24 protein-coding genes, 1 tRNA gene and 2 pseudogenes are annotated in these 20,860 nt (G+C 49.7%); 11 read left to right on the top strand and 16 right to left on the bottom strand.

The features are described 5' to 3' along the window. Position 1 precedes the first annotated feature (1 nt). From EBB_RS18650 to EBB_RS18635, 4 genes are all read right to left on the bottom strand, one after another. On the bottom strand, positions 2-865 hold the full coding sequence (locus tag EBB_RS18650; RefSeq protein WP_192395266.1) for a Na(+)-translocating NADH-quinone reductase subunit C: 864 nt from the start codon (positions 863-865) through the stop codon (positions 2-4). Further along, complete coding sequence (locus tag EBB_RS18645; protein WP_192395265.1) at positions 858-2,057, bottom strand: NADH:ubiquinone reductase (Na(+)-transporting) subunit B; 1,200 nt, start codon at positions 2,055-2,057, stop codon at positions 858-860. The genes EBB_RS18650 and EBB_RS18645 overlap by 8 nt, the downstream gene beginning before the upstream one ends. Beyond that, positions 2,057-3,403 (bottom strand): Na(+)-translocating NADH-quinone reductase subunit A, encoded by a 1,347-nt coding sequence (locus EBB_RS18640; protein WP_192395264.1) that lies wholly within the window; start codon positions 3,401-3,403, stop codon positions 2,057-2,059. Before EBB_RS18640 ends, EBB_RS18645 begins: the two co-directional genes overlap by 1 nt. Positions 3,404-3,589: 186 nt before the next feature. Further along, positions 3,590-4,318: a metallophosphoesterase gene (locus EBB_RS18635; RefSeq protein ID WP_192395263.1), complete on the bottom strand. Its 729-nt coding sequence runs from the start codon at positions 4,316-4,318 to the stop codon at positions 3,590-3,592. 101 nt (positions 4,319-4,419) lie between these two features. Between EBB_RS18635 and ispG the strand changes: the two genes are divergently transcribed. After that, positions 4,420-5,640, top strand: coding sequence for a flavodoxin-dependent (E)-4-hydroxy-3-methylbut-2-enyl-diphosphate synthase (gene ispG / locus EBB_RS18630; protein ID WP_192395262.1), 1,221 nt, complete (start codon positions 4,420-4,422; stop codon positions 5,638-5,640). A 302-nt stretch (positions 5,641-5,942) separates the two neighbouring features. On the opposite strand, the gene EBB_RS18625 is transcribed toward ispG, so the two are convergent. The 3 genes from EBB_RS18625 to EBB_RS18615 all read right to left on the bottom strand — a co-directional run bounded on the left by EBB_RS18625 (position 5,943) and on the right by EBB_RS18615 (position 8,418). Continuing rightward, a complete protein-coding gene (locus EBB_RS18625; RefSeq protein WP_192395261.1) occupies positions 5,943-7,115 on the bottom strand; it encodes an NnrS family protein in 1,173 nt (390 codons plus the stop codon). Then, positions 7,108-7,923: a ferritin-like domain-containing protein gene (locus EBB_RS18620; RefSeq protein ID WP_225587596.1), complete on the bottom strand. Its 816-nt coding sequence runs from the start codon at positions 7,921-7,923 to the stop codon at positions 7,108-7,110. Before EBB_RS18620 ends, EBB_RS18625 begins: the two co-directional genes overlap by 8 nt. Before the next feature lie 105 nt (positions 7,924-8,028). Next, on the bottom strand, positions 8,029-8,418 hold the full coding sequence (locus tag EBB_RS18615) for a lipocalin-like domain-containing protein (protein WP_192395259.1): 390 nt from the start codon (positions 8,416-8,418) through the stop codon (positions 8,029-8,031). A gap of 215 nt (positions 8,419-8,633) precedes the next feature. Here EBB_RS18615 and EBB_RS18610 point away from each other — a divergent pair, with 215 nt between their 5' ends. Further along, a complete protein-coding gene (locus EBB_RS18610) occupies positions 8,634-9,344 on the top strand; it encodes a DUF6901 family protein (protein WP_192395258.1) in 711 nt (236 codons plus the stop codon). A 375-nt stretch (positions 9,345-9,719) separates the two neighbouring features. Continuing rightward, positions 9,720-9,806: transfer RNA gene (locus EBB_RS18605), tRNA-Leu, on the top strand. A 238-nt stretch (positions 9,807-10,044) separates the two neighbouring features. On the opposite strand, the gene EBB_RS18600 is transcribed toward EBB_RS18605, so the two are convergent. The 6 genes and pseudogenes from EBB_RS18600 to EBB_RS18575 all read right to left on the bottom strand — a co-directional run bounded on the left by EBB_RS18600 (position 10,045) and on the right by EBB_RS18575 (position 13,233). After that, complete coding sequence (locus EBB_RS18600; RefSeq protein WP_192395257.1) at positions 10,045-11,127, bottom strand: phosphotransferase; 1,083 nt, start codon at positions 11,125-11,127, stop codon at positions 10,045-10,047. 107 nt (positions 11,128-11,234) lie between these two features. Further along, positions 11,235-11,980 (bottom strand): annotated as a pseudogene (locus EBB_RS18595) (IS5 family transposase). Positions 11,981-12,067: 87 nt separating this feature from the next. Beyond that, positions 12,068-12,205 carry a hypothetical protein gene (locus EBB_RS18590; RefSeq protein WP_192395256.1) on the bottom strand — a complete coding sequence of 46 codons (138 nt, stop codon included), beginning with the start codon at positions 12,203-12,205 and terminating at the stop codon, positions 12,068-12,070. Positions 12,206-12,232: 27 nt separating this feature from the next. Further along, positions 12,233-12,475, bottom strand: coding sequence for a hypothetical protein (locus EBB_RS18585; protein WP_192395255.1), 243 nt, complete (start codon positions 12,473-12,475; stop codon positions 12,233-12,235). Further along, positions 12,475-12,684 (bottom strand): annotated as a pseudogene (locus tag EBB_RS18580) (lasso peptide biosynthesis protein); the annotation flags it as partial. The gene EBB_RS18585 and the pseudogene EBB_RS18580, both read right to left, overlap by 1 nt. 12 nt (positions 12,685-12,696) lie before the next feature. Next, positions 12,697-13,233, bottom strand: a complete 537-nt coding sequence (locus tag EBB_RS18575; RefSeq protein ID WP_192395253.1) for a hypothetical protein — start codon at positions 13,231-13,233, stop codon at positions 12,697-12,699. A gap of 114 nt (positions 13,234-13,347) precedes the next feature. Here EBB_RS18575 and EBB_RS18570 point away from each other — a divergent pair, with 114 nt between their 5' ends. The 8 genes from EBB_RS18570 (at position 13,348) to EBB_RS18535 (ending at position 19,553) form a co-directional block, all read left to right on the top strand. Further along, a complete protein-coding gene (locus tag EBB_RS18570; RefSeq protein ID WP_192395252.1) occupies positions 13,348-13,851 on the top strand; it encodes a GNAT family N-acetyltransferase in 504 nt (167 codons plus the stop codon). A 112-nt stretch (positions 13,852-13,963) separates the two neighbouring features. Next, positions 13,964-15,397: a tetratricopeptide repeat-containing sulfotransferase family protein gene (locus tag EBB_RS18565; RefSeq protein WP_192395251.1), complete on the top strand. Its 1,434-nt coding sequence runs from the start codon at positions 13,964-13,966 to the stop codon at positions 15,395-15,397. Between the two features lie 116 nt (positions 15,398-15,513). Continuing rightward, positions 15,514-15,816, top strand: coding sequence for a PqqD family peptide modification chaperone (locus tag EBB_RS18560; protein WP_192395250.1), 303 nt, complete (start codon positions 15,514-15,516; stop codon positions 15,814-15,816). A 1-nt stretch (position 15,817) separates the two neighbouring features. Then, positions 15,818-16,756 carry a phosphoenolpyruvate carboxykinase (ATP) gene (locus EBB_RS18555; RefSeq protein ID WP_192395249.1) on the top strand — a complete coding sequence of 313 codons (939 nt, stop codon included), beginning with the start codon at positions 15,818-15,820 and terminating at the stop codon, positions 16,754-16,756. Beyond that, a complete protein-coding gene (locus EBB_RS18550) occupies positions 16,753-17,589 on the top strand; it encodes a sulfotransferase domain-containing protein (RefSeq protein WP_192395248.1) in 837 nt (278 codons plus the stop codon). The genes EBB_RS18555 and EBB_RS18550 overlap by 4 nt, the downstream gene beginning before the upstream one ends. Before the next feature lie 315 nt (positions 17,590-17,904). Beyond that, complete coding sequence (locus EBB_RS18545) at positions 17,905-18,411, top strand: phage tail protein (RefSeq protein WP_192395247.1); 507 nt, start codon at positions 17,905-17,907, stop codon at positions 18,409-18,411. A 20-nt stretch (positions 18,412-18,431) separates the two neighbouring features. Next, positions 18,432-18,965 (top strand): phage tail protein, encoded by a 534-nt coding sequence (locus tag EBB_RS18540; RefSeq protein ID WP_192395246.1) that lies wholly within the window; start codon positions 18,432-18,434, stop codon positions 18,963-18,965. 12 nt (positions 18,966-18,977) lie between these two features. Continuing rightward, on the top strand, positions 18,978-19,553 hold the full coding sequence (locus EBB_RS18535) for a phage tail protein (protein ID WP_192395245.1): 576 nt from the start codon (positions 18,978-18,980) through the stop codon (positions 19,551-19,553). Positions 19,554-19,590: 37 nt separating this feature from the next. On the opposite strand, the gene EBB_RS18530 is transcribed toward EBB_RS18535, so the two are convergent. The 3 genes from EBB_RS18530 to EBB_RS18520 form a co-directional block, all read right to left on the bottom strand. After that, positions 19,591-19,743, bottom strand: a complete 153-nt coding sequence (locus EBB_RS18530) for a hypothetical protein (RefSeq protein WP_192395244.1) — start codon at positions 19,741-19,743, stop codon at positions 19,591-19,593. Between the two features lie 241 nt (positions 19,744-19,984). Continuing rightward, complete coding sequence (locus EBB_RS18525; RefSeq protein WP_192395243.1) at positions 19,985-20,500, bottom strand: hypothetical protein; 516 nt, start codon at positions 20,498-20,500, stop codon at positions 19,985-19,987. Next, entirely contained in the window at positions 20,497-20,781 is a 285-nt protein-coding gene (locus EBB_RS18520; RefSeq protein WP_192395242.1) for a nucleotidyltransferase family protein, read from the bottom strand. The genes EBB_RS18525 and EBB_RS18520 overlap by 4 nt, the downstream gene beginning before the upstream one ends. Positions 20,782-20,860 lie beyond the last annotated feature (79 nt).

The raw sequence follows: 20,860 nt of genomic DNA, 5'->3' as shown, positions 1-20,860 counted from the left end.
CCTAACCGTTTTTTCTAATTTTGTTTAGATAGGTGGCAAAACCTTCGGTACCCATCCAGTATTGGATCAAATTACTGACACCACGACTGGTTAAGGTTGCGCCGGCCAAACCATCCACTTTGTAAACAGAATCCGGGCGACTGGAATCGACACCACCTTTCACTAAAGTCAAAGCCACTTCGCCTTTGTCGGAATAGACTTTTTTGCCTTTCCACAACGCGCGCCAGTTAGGATTGACTACCTCACCACCCAGGCCAGGGGTTTCACCTTGGTCGTACAGGTTGATGCTCTGTACAGTTTGCGCATCAGCTTCCAAGGCTAAAAAGCCGTACATCGTAGACCACAAACCGTAACCGTTGATAGGCAGAATAATGGATTGCAACTGGTCGCCGTTTTTAACCAAAAACACTTTGGTGTATTTGGCTTTTTGACGAATGCTGGCAATATCTTTCTCAACCGGAATCAATTCGTTCTGAGTTGGGTCTTTGGCAGCCTTACGTTGATCGTATTCGTCGACATTGATATTGTCTACATAATCGCCTGTTTTCAGATCGACAATCTTGCTCTCGATTCTTTCCGCAAAGGCTTTATCAATATCAGTACCCTCTTCCAACAATCCGGCCACATCAAGAATGTTTTTCTTCATGTCCAGTGCTTTGTTGTAGCCTTGCAAAGGCCGTAAAGCAACTGTTGCGATAGATACCAATACAGCGCAAACCAGACATAAAGCCAACGCCACGTTAACGGTTTTTTCCAGGCTATCATTGCTTAAAGCCAGAATTCTGTCGGCGTAAACTCTGAACTGTTCGTAGTACTTGCAGAGTTGCTCGTTGTACTTAGACGTTTTTTTCTCGGCATTAAGCATGGCGTTTGATCCTTCTTCTAATATTTGCTTGAACAACAAAGTAATCAATCAATGGTGCAAACATGTTTGAGAAAAGAATTGCAAGCATCACACCTTCTGGGAAAGCCGGATTAATAACCCGAATGATGATAATCATCACGCCGATCATGCAGCCGTAAATCCAGCGACCGGTGTCGGTCACAGCGGCAGAAACAGGATCAGTTGCCATAAACACCGTACCGAAAGCAAAACCGCCGACAACCATATGCCAGTACCAAGGCATCGCAAACATTGGGTTGGTTGCGCTGCCAACGATATTCAACAAAGTGGACATAACGATCATACCGATCAGCACGCCAGCCATGATGCGATAAGAAGCAACACGCGTGTACAACAAGAATGCTGCACCCAGCATACAAGCCAAGGTGGATGTTTCGCCCATTGATCCAGGGATAAATCCTAGGAAGGCTTGGAACCAACTGAAACTGGCTTGAATCGCTTCCACGCCGCCGGCAGAAGCCAGAGACAAAGCCGTAGCACCGCTATAACCATCGACTGCAACCCATACCGCATCGCCTGAAATGGACGCAGGATAAGCAAAGAACAGGAATGCACGACCAGTAAGCGCAGGGTTGAGGAAGTTTTTGCCGGTACCGCCAAACACTTCTTTACCCAACACGATACCGAACGAGATACCCAGCGCCACTTGCCACAATGGGATATCAGGCGGCAGGATCAGGGTATACAGCATTGACGATACCAAGAAACCTTCGTTGACTTCGTGTTTGCGTACGGTTGCGAACAACACTTCCCAAACGCCACCTACCGCTAAAGTAGTGATGTAAACCGGGAAGAAATACAGCATTCCGTGCACCAAGCAGGAAACCGGGTTGTAAGGGTTGTAACCAAACAACGCCATAGGAATGCTACGCCAGTTGTTGATCGACTCGACACCCATGCTTTGCATGGCTAAGTTAGCCTGATAACCGGTGTTGTACCAAGCCATCAAAACACAAAACGCCGTGGCGATTACCACGAACGTCATGGTACGTTTCAGATCGTTACCGTCACGTACGTGGGTTTTTCCGCGCGTTACATCGGATGGCGTGTAAATGAAAGTATCCACCATCTCGTAGAGACCGTAATATTTTTCAAACTTGCCGCCCTTTGTAAAATGCGGCTCTATGCTGTCTAAAATATCTCTAGCCGACATTATCCTTCCTTCTCGATTTTTGTTAAATTAGCTCTGAGCACAGGCGCGAAGTCATGCTTACCTGGATCGACAAAGGTGAACAAAGACACATCTTCTTCACTCAATTCCAGGCAGCCGAGAGACTGTGCAGTGTCGGTATCGCCGACTACAATCGCTTTCAATAAAGGTGTAGCCAAAATATCCAAAGGCATGACGGACTCATACACGCCTACCGGAACGATGGCCCGATTGCTACCGTTTTTATCGGTGGTCAATGGGAACAGGCGATTATCTTTGCGATCTTTGCTGGACACGTAAACATTCAAAGCCGAGTATTTATCTTTGCCAGGAACGATCCAACCGAAAAACTCGCGATCACGGCCTTCTTTAATCGCAGAAACTTGCAAACTGTAAGCACTCAAAAATGCCGCCGATCCGGCCGCCTCGTGACCGTACAAAACAGAACCGGAAATCACGCGATTTTCGACATCTTGCAATTCGCCGGCAACCAAATCGTCCAGGTTCGCGCCCATACGTGTGCGCACCAATCGGGGATTTTTAACGGTTGGACCCGCCAAAGAAACGACGCGTTCTACATTCAGCTTACCTGTGGTAAACAATGCACCAATAGCAATCACCGCTTGGTAATCAATATGCCATACGAACTTATGGATATTGACCGGATCGATAAAATGAATATGGGTGCTTGGCAATCCGGCGGGATGCGGCCCGGAAAACTCGGCTACCTGAACGGCTTGATTAACAACCACATCAGTACCGGTGGCTTTGCAAAGATAAGTTTTACCGGACGTCAACTTGGAAATCACAGTCAAGCCATTAGCAAAGTCGGCAGCGCGTTCCTTGATAATGACAGTTGGATCCGCCGCAAGCGGACGAGTATCTATTGCTGTGACAAAAATTGAACTAGGAGCGGTATCGACCGCAGGGATTTTGCCGTAAGGACGTGTCAGGAACGCAGTCCACAATCCTGATGCCAGCAAATTTTCCTTAACCTGTTCTTGAGTCAAATTGCCTAACTCGGCCTCGCCGTATTTTGCAAATGACTCTTGCTGATTACCCTGCAATTCGATTACCACAGACAGCAAAGCACGCTTGTCTCCACGGTTGATAGCTTTGACGACGCCAGCGCCGGGCGATGTAAAGTTGACGCCTGGATTTTTTTTGTCGGAAAAAAGCGCCTGTCCTAATTTGACCTTATCTCCTTCGGCAACCATCATTTTCGGCTTCAGATCAATGTAATCGGCACCCAATAGGGCGACCGATTTGACGCTGTTACCATCGCTTATCTTTTGTTCGGGTCCGCCTGTTATAGGCAAATCCAAACCTTTCTTTATATTAAATTGCATAGTTAATACGCCTGCTCCCCAGACTAGTTGCAGCAAAAAGCCCATTGAGAAACACCGATCCCAAAGGGCACTTCAAGACAAAACATGTTTATTACATCACAAGTTATCGGCTTTCTCAACGGAAAATCCCAAGGCTTGTAGCCCCGCAAGCAACGCGATAGCGCCCGGCATAATTGCAAATACCGCTCAAATATCAACAACTTTATCAATATCAAAACCACTGACATACTTGCGCCCGACATACCCCCGGGTATTGCTTAAAATCCGGGCATCCGCTATCCGGTAATCACCCAAATTGTGCACATGACCGTGAAACCAGGCAGCTATTTCATACTCGTGAAATAAAGGCTTCAAATCATTACAATACGCCAGCTTTTTAATTACGTTGGGTGAATCGATCCAACTCCATTCGGTGGGTGCATGATGAGTGACCACAATCGTCCTGCCGGCAAAAGGTGTAGCGAGTTGCTGTTCTAACCATATCTTGGATTCCCGGTGTAGTTCAGCAAAGTGTTTGGGTTCGAATGCTTGACCTGTAAACGACACCTTACGAAAGTCATTCAAGGTTTTTCCCAGCACTTCGGCTTTTTCAGCGCCCTCGATAAACAAATTCGTCCACAAGGTGCAACCCAAAAAGCGCACGCCCTGGAAAATAAACTGATCTTTTTCCAAGAACTGAATTTGACTGCCCGCACATTCCCTACGCAACATGTCAATGGTTTGTTGATATTCGTAACCATAAAACTCATGGTTACCAGCCACATAAACCACGGGCTTGCCGATAGACTTCAACCATTCGACGCCTTGTTTGAATATGCCGATATCGCCTGCCGCCACGACTATATCGGCATCGGTTTCCGGCAAACTCTGCTCACCGAATTCCAGATGCACATCAGAAAAGTAATTTATCCGCACAATTTGCTCTTTCGTCCTGTAACTAAGGAGGTATAATTTATATCCTAAGTGAATTACTTGGTATTTTTAGATAACTTTCAGTTTTTGCAGACCACAATTCTATGTCGATTAGCCCCAGAAAACACACCCAACAGGTTTTGGTAGGAAACATAAAAGTCGGCGGCGGTGCTCCGATTGTAGTTCAATCCATGACTAATACCGATACAGCTGATGTTGCAGGAAGCGTTCAACAGATCATGGAATTAGCGACAGCCGGCTCGGAAATGGTCCGCATTACAGTCGACCGTGAGGAAGCTGCGCAAGCGGTACCGGAAATCGTCAACCGACTGGCGCAAAAAGGCTTTTCGGTGCCTATTATCGGCGACTTCCATTTCAACGGCCACAAGTTACTGGAAAAATATCCGGATTGCGCGCAAGCACTTTCCAAATACCGTATCAACCCCGGTAATGTCGGCAAAGGCAAGGCGCGGGACCCGCAGTTTCAGCAGATGATAGAATTTGCGATTCAATACGACAAACCCGTGCGCATCGGCGTCAACGGTGGCAGTCTTGATCAAGCCGTGTTGACCCGCTTGCTCGACGAGAACAGACAATTGGCGCAACCCAAGGAATTACCCCTGATAACCCGCGAAGCCATTGTACTATCTGCCCTGGAAAGCGCAGCAAAGGCCCAGGAGCTGGGATTGGGCAAAGACAAAATCATTCTGTCTTGCAAAATCAGTGATGTTCAGGAGCTGATCAGCATTTACCAAGACCTGTCCAGCCGTTGTGATTACGCCCTGCACTTAGGCCTTACCGAAGCAGGCATGGGCTCCAAAGGCATCGTCGCATCGTCGGCAGCGCTTGGCGTGTTGATGCAACAAGGCATAGGCGACACCATCCGCGTGTCCCTAACACCAGAACCCGGTGCGGCGCGCACCAAAGAAGTGATCGTGGCCCAGGAAATTCTGCAAACCATGAACTTCCGCTCCTTCACTCCCATGGTAGTAGCCTGCCCCGGTTGCGGTCGCACCACCAGCGATTATTTCCAACGTCTGGCGCAAGACATTCAAGGCTATTTACGCGATCAAATGCCTATCTGGAAAGATAAGTACAAAGGCGTGGAAGATATGAAAGTCGCGGTGATGGGCTGCGTCGTCAACGGCCCCGGCGAAAGCAAAAATGCCAACATCGGCATCAGCCTCCCCGGTACCGGAGAGTCACCTGTTGCACCGGTTTTTGAAGACGGCTTCAAAACCGTCACCCTAAAAGGCGACCATATCGCTGAAGAGTTCCAAGCTATAGTCGAGCGTTATATCGAATCGCATTACAGCGCACAGTAAAAACGTTTCGACACAAAAAAGGCGGCTGAATGCCGCCTTTTTTTATAACCCTACCAAGCCCCCCTATCACACTCCTACCAGCAACAGACTCGCTTACGCCGTTAACCAAAGACAATTCATCCGACTCGTCTTAACATCAAACCTGTCGAGCAATTTTTTCCATTCACTCTCATTTCATTGGCCGCATCGCGCAGTAAATCGATATAGCAAACCTAGCACTGCCGCTCCAACAAATTCAATGTAAAAAAACGCCATGCTTTGGAAAAGGCCATCCGCCATCGCCACTGTTTTTATGAACTACGCTACCCCGGCTGCCCATCCAACCTGGGCGACATCAAAATTGGCGAATAATAAAATGCGAACAAGGAAAATGCCGCCAACCAGCAATAGGTGGACACCATTACCAAACCACCATACCAGTTTGGCAACAAAGCCGGAAATAACACTCGAAACAACGCGGCCAGATTTATCAGTACAAAGGCCAGCGCCATCACATTCGACGCTTTTAGCGCCCTGCCGGTATGACCCAACGCAACGCGGGCCATCATACCCAGAGTCAATATGCCAATGCCGCCGACAGTAAAGGCATGTAAAGCCAAAGACTGCGGAACAAAATCAAAAGCAGCTAGTGATACCAAGCCAAATCCAAGAATCAACCAACCGTAGCCGATGTACAAAACCCAAAGCAAAGGCACAAACCAAATCCGCGGGTTGTACCAAGCCGCCACTCGCACAATATTAATCACAATCGCCGCTACCGCAGCAACAGCCAACAAAGCGCCGGATATATTCAGCATCAATAATGCAAACACCGCCAGACTCACCGCAACAGCGGCTATATCCAATGCTGGATTGCGAATACAAATAACCCCGGATAGCCCCCGTTCGGTAAAAAACGGAAATACCCGACCGGCTATGACCAAAATCATCGCAACGATAATGGTAACCACCAACATCAGCCCTAGCGCGGCACTATCGGCCAACCCCAGAACTTGGGCATGAACCAAACTATTACCCAAGGCCAATAACAGCAATAAGGCGATAAAAATCAGATTTTGGTAGTTGCCTGTTTTTAAAATCGGCTTACCCACAAAATACGCCAACACCGGTAAAAATACGAAATCGACGACACCTATCAACAAATCGGGCAATAGTTCCGAATAAAAAGGCAATACCCGACCATAAATCCATAGAAAACAAAGCGATGCCAGTTGATCGGGAGTAACTGTTTGTATGCCGGTCCAGTTTCTCACTGCTGTTAGTAAAAAACCGGCAATCACCGCTGTGGTGTAGCCCAGCAACATTTCATGGGCATGCCATGTACTGCCAGTGAAGTAATTATCGATATGCAGCGAACCGTTGGACATTGAGTTCCATACTGCAATCAAAGCCAGAGCTGATAACCCCGCCAGCGCGAAAAAAGCCCTAAAACCCATCGCAAATAGTGGATAATCAAAAACCGGTTTGTTATTCATGCAAACGCTCCTCCAGCCAATCGATTTCGTTATTCGAGAAGCCGGCGATTATACGCACTTCTCGGTTAAAGGGCCCCTTAGGCTTGCCCTTGAAATAATTCAGAATCAAGTCTTTAAAGCAGTGTTCAGGTTCCAGACCGCGCTGCCTGGCCAGATTATTGAACCAGTAAGAACCGCGCTCGACATGCCCGACTTCGTCGTCGTAAATCCGCCGCAAGATAGCCAGACCGGGCTGATCGTCGATAGCGACCAGTTTATCCATCATGCCCGGCGTCACATCCAATCCGCGCGCTTCCATACAGCGCGGAACGATCGCCAAGCGCGCCAAAATATCATCCGAAGTATCTTCGGCATGCGACCAAAGCCCGCGATGCGCGGGCAAATCACCGTAATCGAATCCCAAGCCTAGCAAATGGGTGCGAATCAACTTGAAATGCTGCGCCTCTTCGTCGGCGATGATCAGCCAATCCCGATAAAAATCGTCGGGCAAGCCGGGAAACCGATAAATGATGTCCCAAGCCAAATAAATTGCCACAAACTCGATATGTGCGAGCGCATGAAAAAAAGCCGCTTTACCCTCGTTGGAATCCAGACGACGTTTAGGCATCTCTCGCGGCATCAACAAGACCGGCCGGCTCGGAAATACTGTATTGCTTATCGGCAATATCGTCCCTGCTGTCTGCAGGGATAATAAGCCGTTATCCAACAACTGCCTGGCTTGATGAGTTACAACAAGTTTTTGCCCAATATCGCTATTAAACAAACAGCGCTCCGCAAAATCGGATAGGCTCTGGGGCTGTTCTGCCAAAATCAAAGTTCCTGTTTTCACGTTAAACCCAATGAGTCCATCCCTGCCGACTGCTAAATAAATAGGTCAAACTAAGCACAACACTATCAGGAATGTCCGGCGTTCCTATTTTTTAGACATAAAGAAGTAAACGGTTTGGCATTTCAAAACCATGTTGTTGCCAGATTTTTCGATTGCCTCGCAGGTTTCCATCTTCGATCGCCCCGGAGCCGCCTGCTTGACAATCTTGCCACCTTCGACGGAGTAATTCAGCACCGCCCTCATTTGGTCAATTCTGGCATGCGAATCGTTTTCATGGGTCATGCCTTCGATAGTGCCGTCCTCTTTAAACGTCCAGGTAGTATTGGAGCTACGGGCCTTGCTGCCATCACTGGTGTTGGATTCTTTATCGATTTGCCAAGTACCCAGAATATCGGCTTTGGTCAGTTGGACTTCCGCTACGGCATTAAAAGATAAAAGCAGCAAAGCAACAGCGGGGAGTTTAATAAATTGCATGGTAAAGCCTTTTGAGATTATGTTTTTAGAACCGCCGATTGTAGCATGGAGCCTGAGGCAGCCCCCTTTACTTGAATACCGCGGCTATACTCAAGCCAAACTAACCGTTTCCTTGAGCCTTGCCAGTGAACGACGGCGCATCTGAAATCGCCCAAATGCGGTTTAGCGACATTAAAATCCCCCATTAAAACGCATCACAAGTTTGCCGAGTTTATATGTCCGAAGACATCCTACATTTTACCTACCGCCTAAGCGCAGAAGATTATGAGAGCGCGGATTTCCTGATAGAAGTTGATAAACAAAGCATGACCCTTATTTCTGCGGCTCCACCTCCCTATCCTCTATGGACGGAGCTTGCGTATCAGCAATGCCGCAATTGCCCGTTAAATCCGGAGCAGGTTCCGCACTGTCCTGTCGCAGTTAATTTGGTGTCACTGTTAGATTTATCTGGTCACTTAGTTTCCCACAAGCAAATGGCTGTAGAAGTCGTTACCGATAGGAGAACCATACGGGCCGAAACCACAGCACAACATATCACTAGTTCGATTTTAGGCTTAATTATGGCCACCAGCCCGTGTCCACATACCGAATTTTTAAAGCCAATGGCACGTTTTCACTTACCCCTGGCCGATCAAACTGAAACGATTTACCGAGTAACCACGATGTTCCTGCTGGCACAGTATTTTCGGCAAAAAGACCACCTACCCTATTCGCTGGAACTGGATGAACTGCTCGCGCTTTATCAACACTTACAAGTCATCAACCTGCATTTAAGCCAACGGTTAAAAACGGCGATTAGCGAAGACGCAGCGGTAAACGGCGTGATTTTACTGGACTTATTGTCAAAGTCGGTTTCTTGGTCAATCGAAGACGGTCTTGAGGAAATTCATCATTTATTCGATGGATACCGCAAGCTAGCTCAATAGCCTACCGACAATGGCTTTATTGCACAAACTATCGCTCGCCGCTGGCAGCCAAATAGACTAACCAGCCGCCCAGATGCTCAAACCACTGCATCAGAACGACTGCATCACCAACTGGCTACAACAACCAATCCGTGAAGCGCGGAGATCGGCTCGCTTGCGAGCCGACACTAACCAGCAAGGGTGAGCAAATAAATTTTTAATACGACCATCCCGTTTTGCCTGATGATTAAAAGCCTGTTTGGGCCGATGTCACGTCAAGCCAGTGCTCCTTCAGACGTGCCAACTTTACGCTACTCAGCGATGTGTATAATCATAAAGTTGACACCCACCATCCATGCACTTATAATGCTCAAATTACTTGCTGACACAAGTAATGCCGAGGTGGTGAAATTGGTAGACGCGCTAGCTTCAGGTGCTAGTAGGGGTAACCCTGTGGAGGTTCAAGTCCTCTCCTCGGCACCATTTTTATTTTCTTCTTGCGATAAGCAGCAAGATAGAAATTAAAAATCCTTATAGTTTTTTCATAGCTACAAACTCTGTAGCAGTCAATTATAAATTTGATACTTGTTTAAGATTTTTAAGGCTTCATATGCCCGCTAAAATCTCTCTCTGTCGAGAGATTCTCGGCAAAATAGTATCAATCCAATTCTCTGATCTAATTCAACATACAACTGCCTTCCAGAAACGCAGGTAGAAAGCGTTATAGGGATAACGCAGCATAGCTATCATTATCGTCAACAGCCGCTGAAACGCGCGCAATTAACTCCAAGTTACTATTACGCTCCATCATACCGCCTATAGCCAAGGTAACAATCATCGCTTCGAACGGATACACCAAATGAGCGCGGTAGCGTTGGTAATACGTTTCTTCATCCAAGTCGCCAATCCCGTGACTAGCTAACGCCGTCAAGTATAGTTTGAGCAATTGTTTTTCATGAGCGCGACGAGACTCCGGCTTCAGCGATGTCGCTAAAAAATAAGCGAGATCACTAACACCCTCACCCATCCGCACCAATTGCCAATCCAGAAAGCCCGGCTCAAAGTGATTCCAAAATAGATTGCCTGGATGACAGTCATGATGCACCAGGGTCTGTACACCAGTTGCCAAGATCCCGGTGATTCGCCGCCGATCCGCAGCATAGCGTAATGCGGATCGATGCAATTTGCTGGGGACCAAGCGCCCTACGCGATCAAGGCCACGCTTCATCAAGGGCACAGCCAGTAAGGTACCCATATGATTCTCGACATTGTGACTAAAACCGTTTAACCAGCGATGCGTTTTCAATAGCCCCGCATTGCCCCAATAGTGAGCATGAAAACCGGCTAACTTTTCCACCACCCGCTGAGCTTGTTCCAAAGACAGAGCGTCGGCGGTCAGCCCGGGCCTAAATCCCAACTCATCCAGATCCGCCATTACCAATGTAGTACCGCGCCCTAACAGACTTTCAGCCGCTAATATTTGCGGCAAATTCACCGGCACCCCCTGAGAAAGCGAATTATAAAAATGAACTTCCTTATGCAATAAACGCGGTATAGCGGTAATCGCTCTGGACTTAATCGCCAGCGACGGCGTTTTTACAAACCACCGACTTGGAACGACGCCGATGGCGTCATGATTCACGGTTAGCCGCAAGCGCGTCGATGTGCCAATATTGACGGATTGAATATCTACGGCACGTACTTTGGCACTACTTGCGTATCGATCAACAATACGCTGCGCCCATTGCCGGGATAATTGATCCGGGTGCTGCACGACAATATGATCTCTAAAACGGCTCAACATCGGATTAAGCCTGTCTCAAATATGTGATAAATCGAAATATTAGCGGCCGTATTCATTGACTTTAATTTCATCGATCAAGCAGTGATTAACTAGGGGCTGTTGCCGTTTTACATGGGCAACCATATAAAAGCGCAAGCCAAAGCGATGACGCTTTCAAAATTGCGTTTCAGTTTGTCATACCGCGTCGCGATGGCTCTGAAATGTTTCAGCCGCGCAAACACATTTTCAACTAGGTGGCGATACTTGTAGAGGCACCAATCCACAGCATCATTGCCAATGGTTGAATTCTGCTTTCTTGGTATGATTGGCTCAGCACCTTTCTCACGAATTTGAATCCGTAAGGGTTCGCTGTCATAGCCTTTGTCAGCAATCATATAGCTAAGGGAAGCTTCGCCACTAATTCGGGTGCTTCTTTACAATCGTGGACTTCGCCGCCCGTGACCGAGAAATGAATGGGCAGTCCGCAGGCATCCACGGCCATATGGATTTTGGTGGTGTTACCCGCTACCGATTTTCCGATCGCCGTTTCCCGTTCATGGGCTGCGCCGCTACTATGCTGATGTGCTTTCACAATACTGCCATCAATGAATGTCCACTCCAAATCCGGATCCACAACCAGCTCCTGAAAGATACCCATCAGTTTTTCTTGAAGCGACCAGGCATTGAATCGCTTATACACGGCATTCCACTTGCCAAATGTTGCCGGCAGATCTCGCCAAGGACAGCCGATTCGCATGCGATAAAAAATACCTTCTACCGTTTGCCGAAGCGTCGGCTTGTCGTAAATCCTCACGCTCAACAGGATGGCTTTGAATTTATTCCAGTATTCATCCGTAAACATTTGTCGCGGCATAGTTTGCTTGTCTTTTGATTGAAAAGCTCAATCAATCAGGCAGAGCAGCTCAATTTCAAGGTTATCGATCCAAAATGGCAACAGCCCCTAATACCCCACCAAAAATAATAGCATCGGCAATACCAAGGTGCCGGCCGACGATAACGCAACCCGCGCCGGAACGGCCTTGGCCAAACCCACGGCAAGATAAACGGCGACAAAGGAAAAATAAAGACCTATGGGCATTGCCAATAGGCGGGGGATGCGCACGGTTCACAAGCACAGCAGGGCAATGGCGACGATGGAAACGTCACGCAAAACGCGCAACATGCCAGCCTGGGACAGCCCCCCACCATACAGCCAGGCGGCCAGCATATCGAGCACCGGAAACGCCAGCGCCAGGACCAACACATAAAAAAATCTTAGCGAGATATATCCCAGCCCATTCGCCACATCGCAAAATACGTCCTTCAGAAAGGCATCTCCATCTAAAAAATCGGAACCAGCTTCAGCCACTAGCCTGAATGGGATAACCGCTTGGAAACGAAACACCCCACCACAGTGAAGCGGCCAAAACTTCCGCCGCCGGTGACGCGGCCCCGCCCGGCGGCCACCCAGGCATGGGCCGTAATTTTCGCCCCCACGGTATCGCGGCTAACACCGAAAAATACAGCATAAGGCACGCCATAAAAGCCGAGCAACATTCTAGCCACCACGGCCTGCGGAAAACATTTCGATTACCATGGCTTATGTCTGGCCGCGATCCGCACCACTTTGGCGATAGACAATGCCACGGCCTCGTCGCGGGTCTGCAGCAGCGGCACCGACGGCTCCAATCCTCCCGGCGCGCCCAACAGAGCCGCAAGGCGCCGGAAAGGCACAAACAGGATCAGAAAACGACTCATACCGAGAAAAAACCAATCGGGCAACAACCAAATTTTCTCGAAACGGCTCAACCACGCACCCCCTCGCATCCGACGGCCCACGAAAACGAATGCCCTAAAATAACGCTGTGAAAACATGATGACATCCGTAGTCCGACCGTAAAATACTCTATATCTATGGGCGTACCAAGATAACACGGGGCATTTTAGCCAGTCTCCGCGCGCTTGAACACCCTGAACCGTGAAACCCACCGGCCGAAACCCAACAAATTCGCTAGCCGCATAATGCCTCATGCCGCAGCCATCGATCTTGTCCAACGATTTCAAAGCATTGTCAGTGGTGGCACTTGCATATAGAATCATTCGATCGACATGAATAAAACCAGCCATGTCCCATATCCCAAGTTTACCTTGTGGTGCTTTGCTTTGTTGCAAGACTCGGCCCCGTTTTGCAATTTGCGGATTGCCCCCATTAGTCCCGCGCCCAGTCATGAGAAATCGATTATGCCGCCCCCGTTTTTAGCCGGCGTCGAGCTTACCGGCAACCTCGCCTTACGTCCGGCGCTAGAGGAAGACGAAGCCTTTATCCAGTTGCTTTATAGTTTAAGCCGCGATGACCTGAGGCTTATGCCAGGCGATAGTCATTTTGTGGAAAGCTTGATAGCCATGCAGTATCGGGCGCAACGCCAAAGTTATAGCGCAAGTTATCCTCGCGCTTATCATCTTATCGTCGAAAAGCAGGGGCAACAAATAGGCCGCATTCTTGTGGATTTTAGCCAAGACCGGATGCATTTGATAGACATCAACCTTATGCCCGAAGCACGCGGCCAGGGCAGCGGCACGGCGGCCATCAAAGCCTTGCAGGGTGCTGCGGCCAAGGCCGGCAGCCGGCTTACGCTATCGACATACCACAGCAATCCTGGCGCCAAACGGCTTTATTTGACTTTAGGCTTTAAGGTCGAACAATCCGACGAGCTGACAGAAAAAATGGCATGGCCCTCTCTTTGATTAGTCCATGCTTTAGCGCGGAATTGGCACCTTAAGCGTTGCCTTGTACGCTTTGTTGAAGCAAAAACCATTAAACTAACAAGCCTGAAACAAGTAAAAGCGGAAGTCTGCATTGGCTAAAAACATTTCAATTCTAAACGCACTTGAAAAGGAAATTGACCGTCAGCTGGCGAAATTGCCGGATGACGCTATCCATGCCGGGGCAGCGGTCATGAAAAAAAGATGTTTGGCCGGCTACCTCCGGATTGGAAAAAAAATGGCCGAAATTGGGCATCCGGAAGACAGCCTTCCCACCTTTCGCAAAGCCCTGCAATTGCAGCCGGACGATCCGGATGCGAATTATCAGTTTTTATTCAAATTGGAAAAATTAAACCGTATCGATGAAGCATGGTCGGCTTTACAAGTATTTGAGGATAAATACAGCCTCCCTACCCCTTTATATAGCATCAGCAAAAAATTATATATTTTAAAGGCGCGCCTGGAGTACAGAAAGGGCAATACGGGCGCCTCCCGGAACATGCTGGAGAAATTTCTCAAGGAAAACCCCGTCCATTCCCATCGCGCCATGGCTTGTGGCTGGCTGGGAAAAATGCTCGACAGCCTGGGTGAATATGATTTAGCAATGAAGGCGTTTCACGAATACAACTTAATCGTTTCCGGTACGCCCGTTGCCGTCGAGATGATCCGGAAAAACAACGCCGCCTTAGCGGATATAGAAACGAGTTTGCGCTGGTATGGCGATAAAGCATCGTTCGGTTGGCAAGGGCCAATGGTCCGAGACTATTTCCCGCAGCCCATTGTACTGGTGGGCTTTCCACGTTCGGGGACAACGCTTCTTGACCAAATTTTAAATTCGCACTCGGCATTAACCACAATAGAAGAGAAGTCAACTCTGGCAAATATCGCAAAAAGGTTTTACGGAAGCCAGGAAAAATTAGAGTCCCTTTATGCCCTTTCCGGCAATGAGCTATCGGCTTGCCGTCAAACATACTGGTCAAATGCCACAGGTTTTTTGGAAAAGCCCCTCAACAACTCAAGGTTGGTTGACAAACTCCCCCTAAACATAATGCTTCTGGATATTTACGCCCGCTTATTCCCCGAAGTAAAAATCATTGTCGCCCTAAGGGATCCGCGCGACGTTGTCTTAAGCAACTATATGCAAATGTATCAGTTAACCCCGGAAATGGCGGCAAACCTGACCCTTATCGGTAGCACCAAATATTATGCCAAAGTCATGCAGCTGTATTTATTGTTCCGTAAGTTTATGCCAGGCAACATCCATGAAATAAGGTACGAAGATCTTGTTTGCGACATCAAGGGGGAAAGCATAAAACTATTAGGATTTCTGGGGCTTGAATGGGAATGCTGCCTTGAGAGCTATTACGGAAGCGCGAAAGACCGTTACATTAATACGCCAAGCTATGACCAAGTCACCAAACCCATTTATCATGACGCTATTGGCAGATGGAAAAATTATGAGCGGCACTTGGAAGAGATCAAGCCTATATTGCTGCCCTTTGTCGAAGCGTTTGGGTATTCGGCTTAGCAAAGCGGCCGTTAGCCATTCTCCATTCCACTGGCTTTCGCCGTATCGCCAGATTATGGCTTGCCACGCCATTTAATTTGCAATACAGTTTTTCAAGCTAACGATACTAAAGCATTATGACAACCTTAATTACCCAACAAGCCCTGTCTTTGAATTCGACTATTTGCCGCAGTAAAGAATTATTATCCACGCAAATCGACGACGAAATGGTGTTAATGTCCATTGACCGCGGCAACTACTACGGTTTGGACGCTATTGCGACCGACATCTGGCAGCGCTTGGAACAACCCGTGGCGGTAAGCGATTTGTGCGCGGCATTGGTTAAAGAATACGACGCCGACACCGAAACTATCAGTCGCGATGTCTTGAGTCTGCTTGAACAATTCGCTAGCGAAGGCTTCATCGACTTCATAGCTTGAGATGGGCGACGACCTGATCTTATGCGGCTGGCGGGTGCGCTCGGCCTTGGCCTTGGACGAATTACTGCCTTGGCAAGGCGATGACCGCCCCGCCGATGTTGAAATATTGCTGGACTTCATCCCGAAACCTGCAGAACCCCCGATTTTTGTATTGCCGCACAGTCGTTTGTGGGCTAACGGCGATTTCCTGCTCGAATTGGATGACGTTGGGAGTTTCCGGGTGGAAGGCGGTTGCCGGGTTTTGGTGGAACCGTCAGAAAATGCCGACCCATCCGCACTTAAGGCTTTTTTGTTGGGGTCCGTCCTCGGGGTGCTTTGTCACCAGCGCGGCCTAATACCCCTTCATGCGTCGGCAGTGCATGTAGACGGTTCCGCAATATTGATCGCCGGCATTTCCGGGGCGGGCAAGTCCACGCTGGCGGCAGCTCTGGGCATACGCGGACATGCATTGGCGGCGGACGACGTGGCCGCCATCGATCCGAACAGTGCTCGGCTGCTGCCCGCCTATCCGCAACGCAAGCTCGCGCGGGACGTGCTGGAAACCCTGGACATGGGGCATGAAGGGTTGGTGACACACCGCACCGGCCAAGCCAAATTCCGGGTTCCGGCATTGGCCGGATTCGACCCCGCACCGCTGCCGATTGCGGCGGTTTATATCCTGAATGTTTCCATGTTGGCGGGTTCCGTGGAGCCCGAACGTTTTTCAGCGGTCAAGGCCATGACCATGCTCGACAAAATGCTATACCGGCGGGCAATCGGCAGAAAAATCCAGCCGGCCCAAACACTGTTCACCTCCATTGCGCGACTCGCCCAGGTTGCCCCAATCTATTCTTTGCACCGGCACAAAAGCGCGCCGCTGGACGAGTTGGAACAACTGGCCGAACGGATCGAATCCCATGTACGCGGTTGCGTTAAACCGCGCGGGCGAACGGCCGCATGAACGGCTTCTATTGGTTAGCCTCCTATCCAAAATCGGGCAACACTTGGCTGCGCCTGTTCCTGGAAAGCCTGTTTTTAGATGGAGATACGCCCGACATCAATGCATTGCAAACCGTCGGCAATAATGCAGCTAACCGTTACGCTTTCGACCGAGTCCTGGACATCGCCTCGTCCGACCTCACCGACGATGAAATCACTTGCGCCCGTCCCCGCCAATATGAAATCGAAGCACGCGAGGCTCAAGCGCCGATGCTGCGTAAAGCGCATGACGCCTGGCGGCTTACCCCTGCCGGCGAACCCCTGTTCCCGCCCGGCTTGACCCTCGGTGCGGTCTATATCGTGCGCGATCCGCGCGATGTCGCAGTGTCGCTGGCGCACCACATGAACCAAACCATAGACCAGTCCATACAGCGCATGTGCGACCCCGAGGCCGTGATGGAGCGCGGGCTTCGTCGCGTGCCCGATCAATTGCCCCAACTGCTGATGTCGTGGAGCCAACATGCCCGGAGCTGGCTCGAAGCCCCAGTCCCTTTGCTGTTGCTGAAGTATGAAGACCTGCTCGCCGATCCGGCGACGCATTTTGGAAGCGCCGTGCAATTCCTGCAAGCCAAAGCAGCGCCGGACAAAATAGCCGCCGCCGTTGAGGCAGTGCATTTCGAGCGTTTGCGCGCTATGGAAGAAAGCGAAGGTTTCGCCGAAAAGCAGCCGGGCATGGAACGCTTTTTCCGCCGCGGTATTGCCGGCGGCTGGCGCGACAGCCTGAGCAGCGGACAAATCGGCCGCATCGAAGCCGATCACGGCGACATGATGCACAGGCTCGGCTATCTACCCTGAGTCAGGGTGGCTGTGTAGGCAATGTGCTCCGAGCGGCGTTCTCGGTTAAAGATGCTCGTTGTTAATCAAACACTTTGACGGATGCCTCTAACGCCACTGCGGTTCCTCCCATTTTCCCGAACTCCTGCGCGTTACCTGTCTTAGCCGCTAAATCCAAATAACTTACTCAGGTAAGTTGCATATTTAACTCTAGCGTACAAACTATTTCGCCTCACACGATTCATAAATCCGTCTAACCGTTGTATTATCCCCGATGCCGAAAATACTTGGCATATTAGGCGTTAGACTTAACTTAAATCTAAACGAGGGGAAAATATGGATCCAATACTAGGGGAAATAAAACTTTTCGCCATCAACATTGTTCCGAAGGGCTGGGCGCCATGTAACGGCACATTGCTGCCTATCGCGCAGAACCAAGCGCTTTATTCGTTGCTCGGCACTTACTACGGCGGTGACGGCAGGAACACGTTCGCCTTGCCCGACCTGCGCGGGCGTGTTCCGGTAGCCACTGTAGGCGAGCAGCCCGGCGCAAGCGGCGGCACCGAAATCGTCACGCTCACCGCCGCCCAAGTTCCGCCGCATACGCATGAAATCAACGTTTCCACTGCGGCGGGCGATCAGACGAACGCTATCGGACACCATATCGCGGCGCCAGCCAATAACAACAACCTTTATATTGCGGCCACCGGCGCGAGTACGATTGCCCTCGATCCGGCGACAGTCGACACGCAGGGTGGTAACGGCAACCACAACAACATGCAGCCCTTCCTTACCCTGAACTATTACATCGCGACGGCGGGCGTCTACCCGCAACGCCCATAACTTTAACTCGGGAGAAAAAAATGGCAGATTGTTATGTAGGCGAAATCAGACCTTTCGCCGGAAATTACGTTCCAGACGGCTGGCTGCCTTGCGACGGGCGCTTGCTCAGTATTTCAAGTTACGAAGTGCTCTATAGCCTGCTCGGCACCGCTTTTGGCGGCGACGGCCGCACTACCTTCGGCATCCCCGATCTCAGGGGCAGGTTGCCGATAGGCACGGGCCTGGGAACAGGGCTCACAAACAGATCCTTTGCGTCCTCCGGCGGCAGCGAAAGCGTGAGCCTCGCGCTCAGCCAAACCCCCGCGCATAGCCACGCATTTAATGTGGGCACAGGCGCCGCCACCCAGAACAGCCCGGCGAACAACCTATACGCCAACCCGGCCCCGAATGTTTTTTACGCGACCACTGCCACACCGGGCTCGGCGGCCCAGGTTCTAAGCGCGGATACCATCGGCGCATCGGGCGGCGGCAATTTGCTGCACGAGAACCGCATGCCGGCACTAGCCATCAATTACATGATCGCGACCAACGGAATTTATCCGCAACCCGCGTAATAGGAGAAACAAATGTCGGAACCATTCATCGGCGAGATTCGCCCCTTTGCCATTAATTTCGTTCCCATGGGCTGGCTGCGCTGTAACGGGCAGCAAGTTGCCATAAACCAATACCAAGCGCTGTATGCCGTGATCAGCAGCATTTACGGAGGGGATAACCAAACTTATTTTAATGTACCGAATCTGAACGGCACCAATGGGCAAAGCATGATGCCCATGCTGGGCATGGGCCAAGGACCGGGCTTAAGCGACTATCAGATCGGGGAGGCAACCGGACAGGGAAGCGTGGCCCTGACCCAAGCGGAACTGCCCGCGCACGCCCATAGCGTGACCGGAATCAACGCCGCCGCTACAAGTGTTTATTCAACGCCGATAGCCGGGCAATCGCATCTGAGCCGTTACTTTGTTTCAGGCAAAGGTAATCCGGCTTATTCGGACCAACAACTGCTGGCCCACTCCCCCACGCTCGCGCCATCGACTCTGAGTCCGCCACCACTGGCACAAGGGCAAGCGCACGACAACCACCAGCCTTACCTGGCCGTCATTTACGCGATCGCCTGGGACGGTATTTTCCCCTCCCGAAACTAACGCTAGGTCTTCCGGGCCTCAATGGCCCGGAAGTTTTTCAGGATAACGTCGACGTGCCGGAACCGTCGTTTCCCGGGTTGCCCATATTTTCCGTGCTGTCGGAAATATCGACCACGGTCATTTTCGGCGCACTCCAGATTTTACGTACCTGAACCGCTTGCAGGACTTCATTGGTTTCCTTTTCAATCATTTTCATTCTCCTGGTTTTTTAATAGTCTAAACATAGACAGAAAAAGAAGACGCAATCCTCTTTCGAAATTAGCTAAGGAAACACTGAATAAATCGATTCCTTTCATGGCTCGACAAGCTTTCGGCAACTGCGCCTGCGTTGCCCTACCTCCTCATCCGCGCAGTCGACCACGAACGGAATTAACCACTTGCAGTTTCATGTCGAAGGACTTGTTCAGCGCTTCCCTAATAATGTAGGCCTACTATTGTCGCACATCATTTTTCTCTGACAGGATGACGGGCATTAATAGGTGTTTATCCGCTAAATAGCGGGTAATGTTATCGAATACATCAATAACGAACTTGGATTCTTTAATCAGCAGGTTGAGTCGATCCAATTGCTTCCTGCTTTCTTCCGGATAATGATGCGCGAATTTATTCCTGAGCACGATAGCGACAGAAAAATCATCCGCGGATTTGAGCGCACCGAGTTTTTCCATTAAAAGCGATTTGTCACGATTGGATTTTGCGTGAATATCTTCCTGCTCTGCAAGCGCAATGCTCCTGAATAGTTGATCTTGTATCATTGACACACATTGCGAATACCTCAGAATCAACGCATCTATCGCTTCTTTTTGTTCCGCGGACAACCGCGATAGCGTTTCCAGATTCAATGGAAAAATCGGTAGATTTTTATTAAGCGAATATTTCAGCGATTCGATCCGTTCACGGCAGGATGAAAGATTCTCTTTCAGCAAACGCGCTTCATCGGCAGTCATAATCGCACGCCTTTTTTGGCAATCCTATGGATCGGTAATTCCGCATCATTGGGTGATTTCACTAACAAGTCCACCTTGGTGTCACAAAGAGACGCAATGCGTGCCTCCAGGCGCAATGTTTGTTCAAAATCAAGATTCGCAGATGCCTCAAGGAACAGATCGATGTCCCCGCCTTTTCCGGAATCGTCCGTTCTCGATCCGAAAAGATAAACAACCCCTTCAGGGTCTATTGCAGCCACCTCGGCTCGAATAGCGTTAATCTCTTTGCCGGCAAGCCGCATAGCGCATCCCAAACCTGTAGAAAAAGAAGAAATAGATGTGTTTTTAATATTACATAGATACGCATGATTTTCAATTCAT

It is taken from the genome of Methylomonas fluvii, from assembly GCF_014850975.1.
Lineage (GTDB): Bacteria > Pseudomonadota > Gammaproteobacteria > Methylococcales > Methylomonadaceae > Methylomonas > Methylomonas fluvii.
This window is presented reverse-complemented; position numbering and strand designations above follow the sequence as displayed.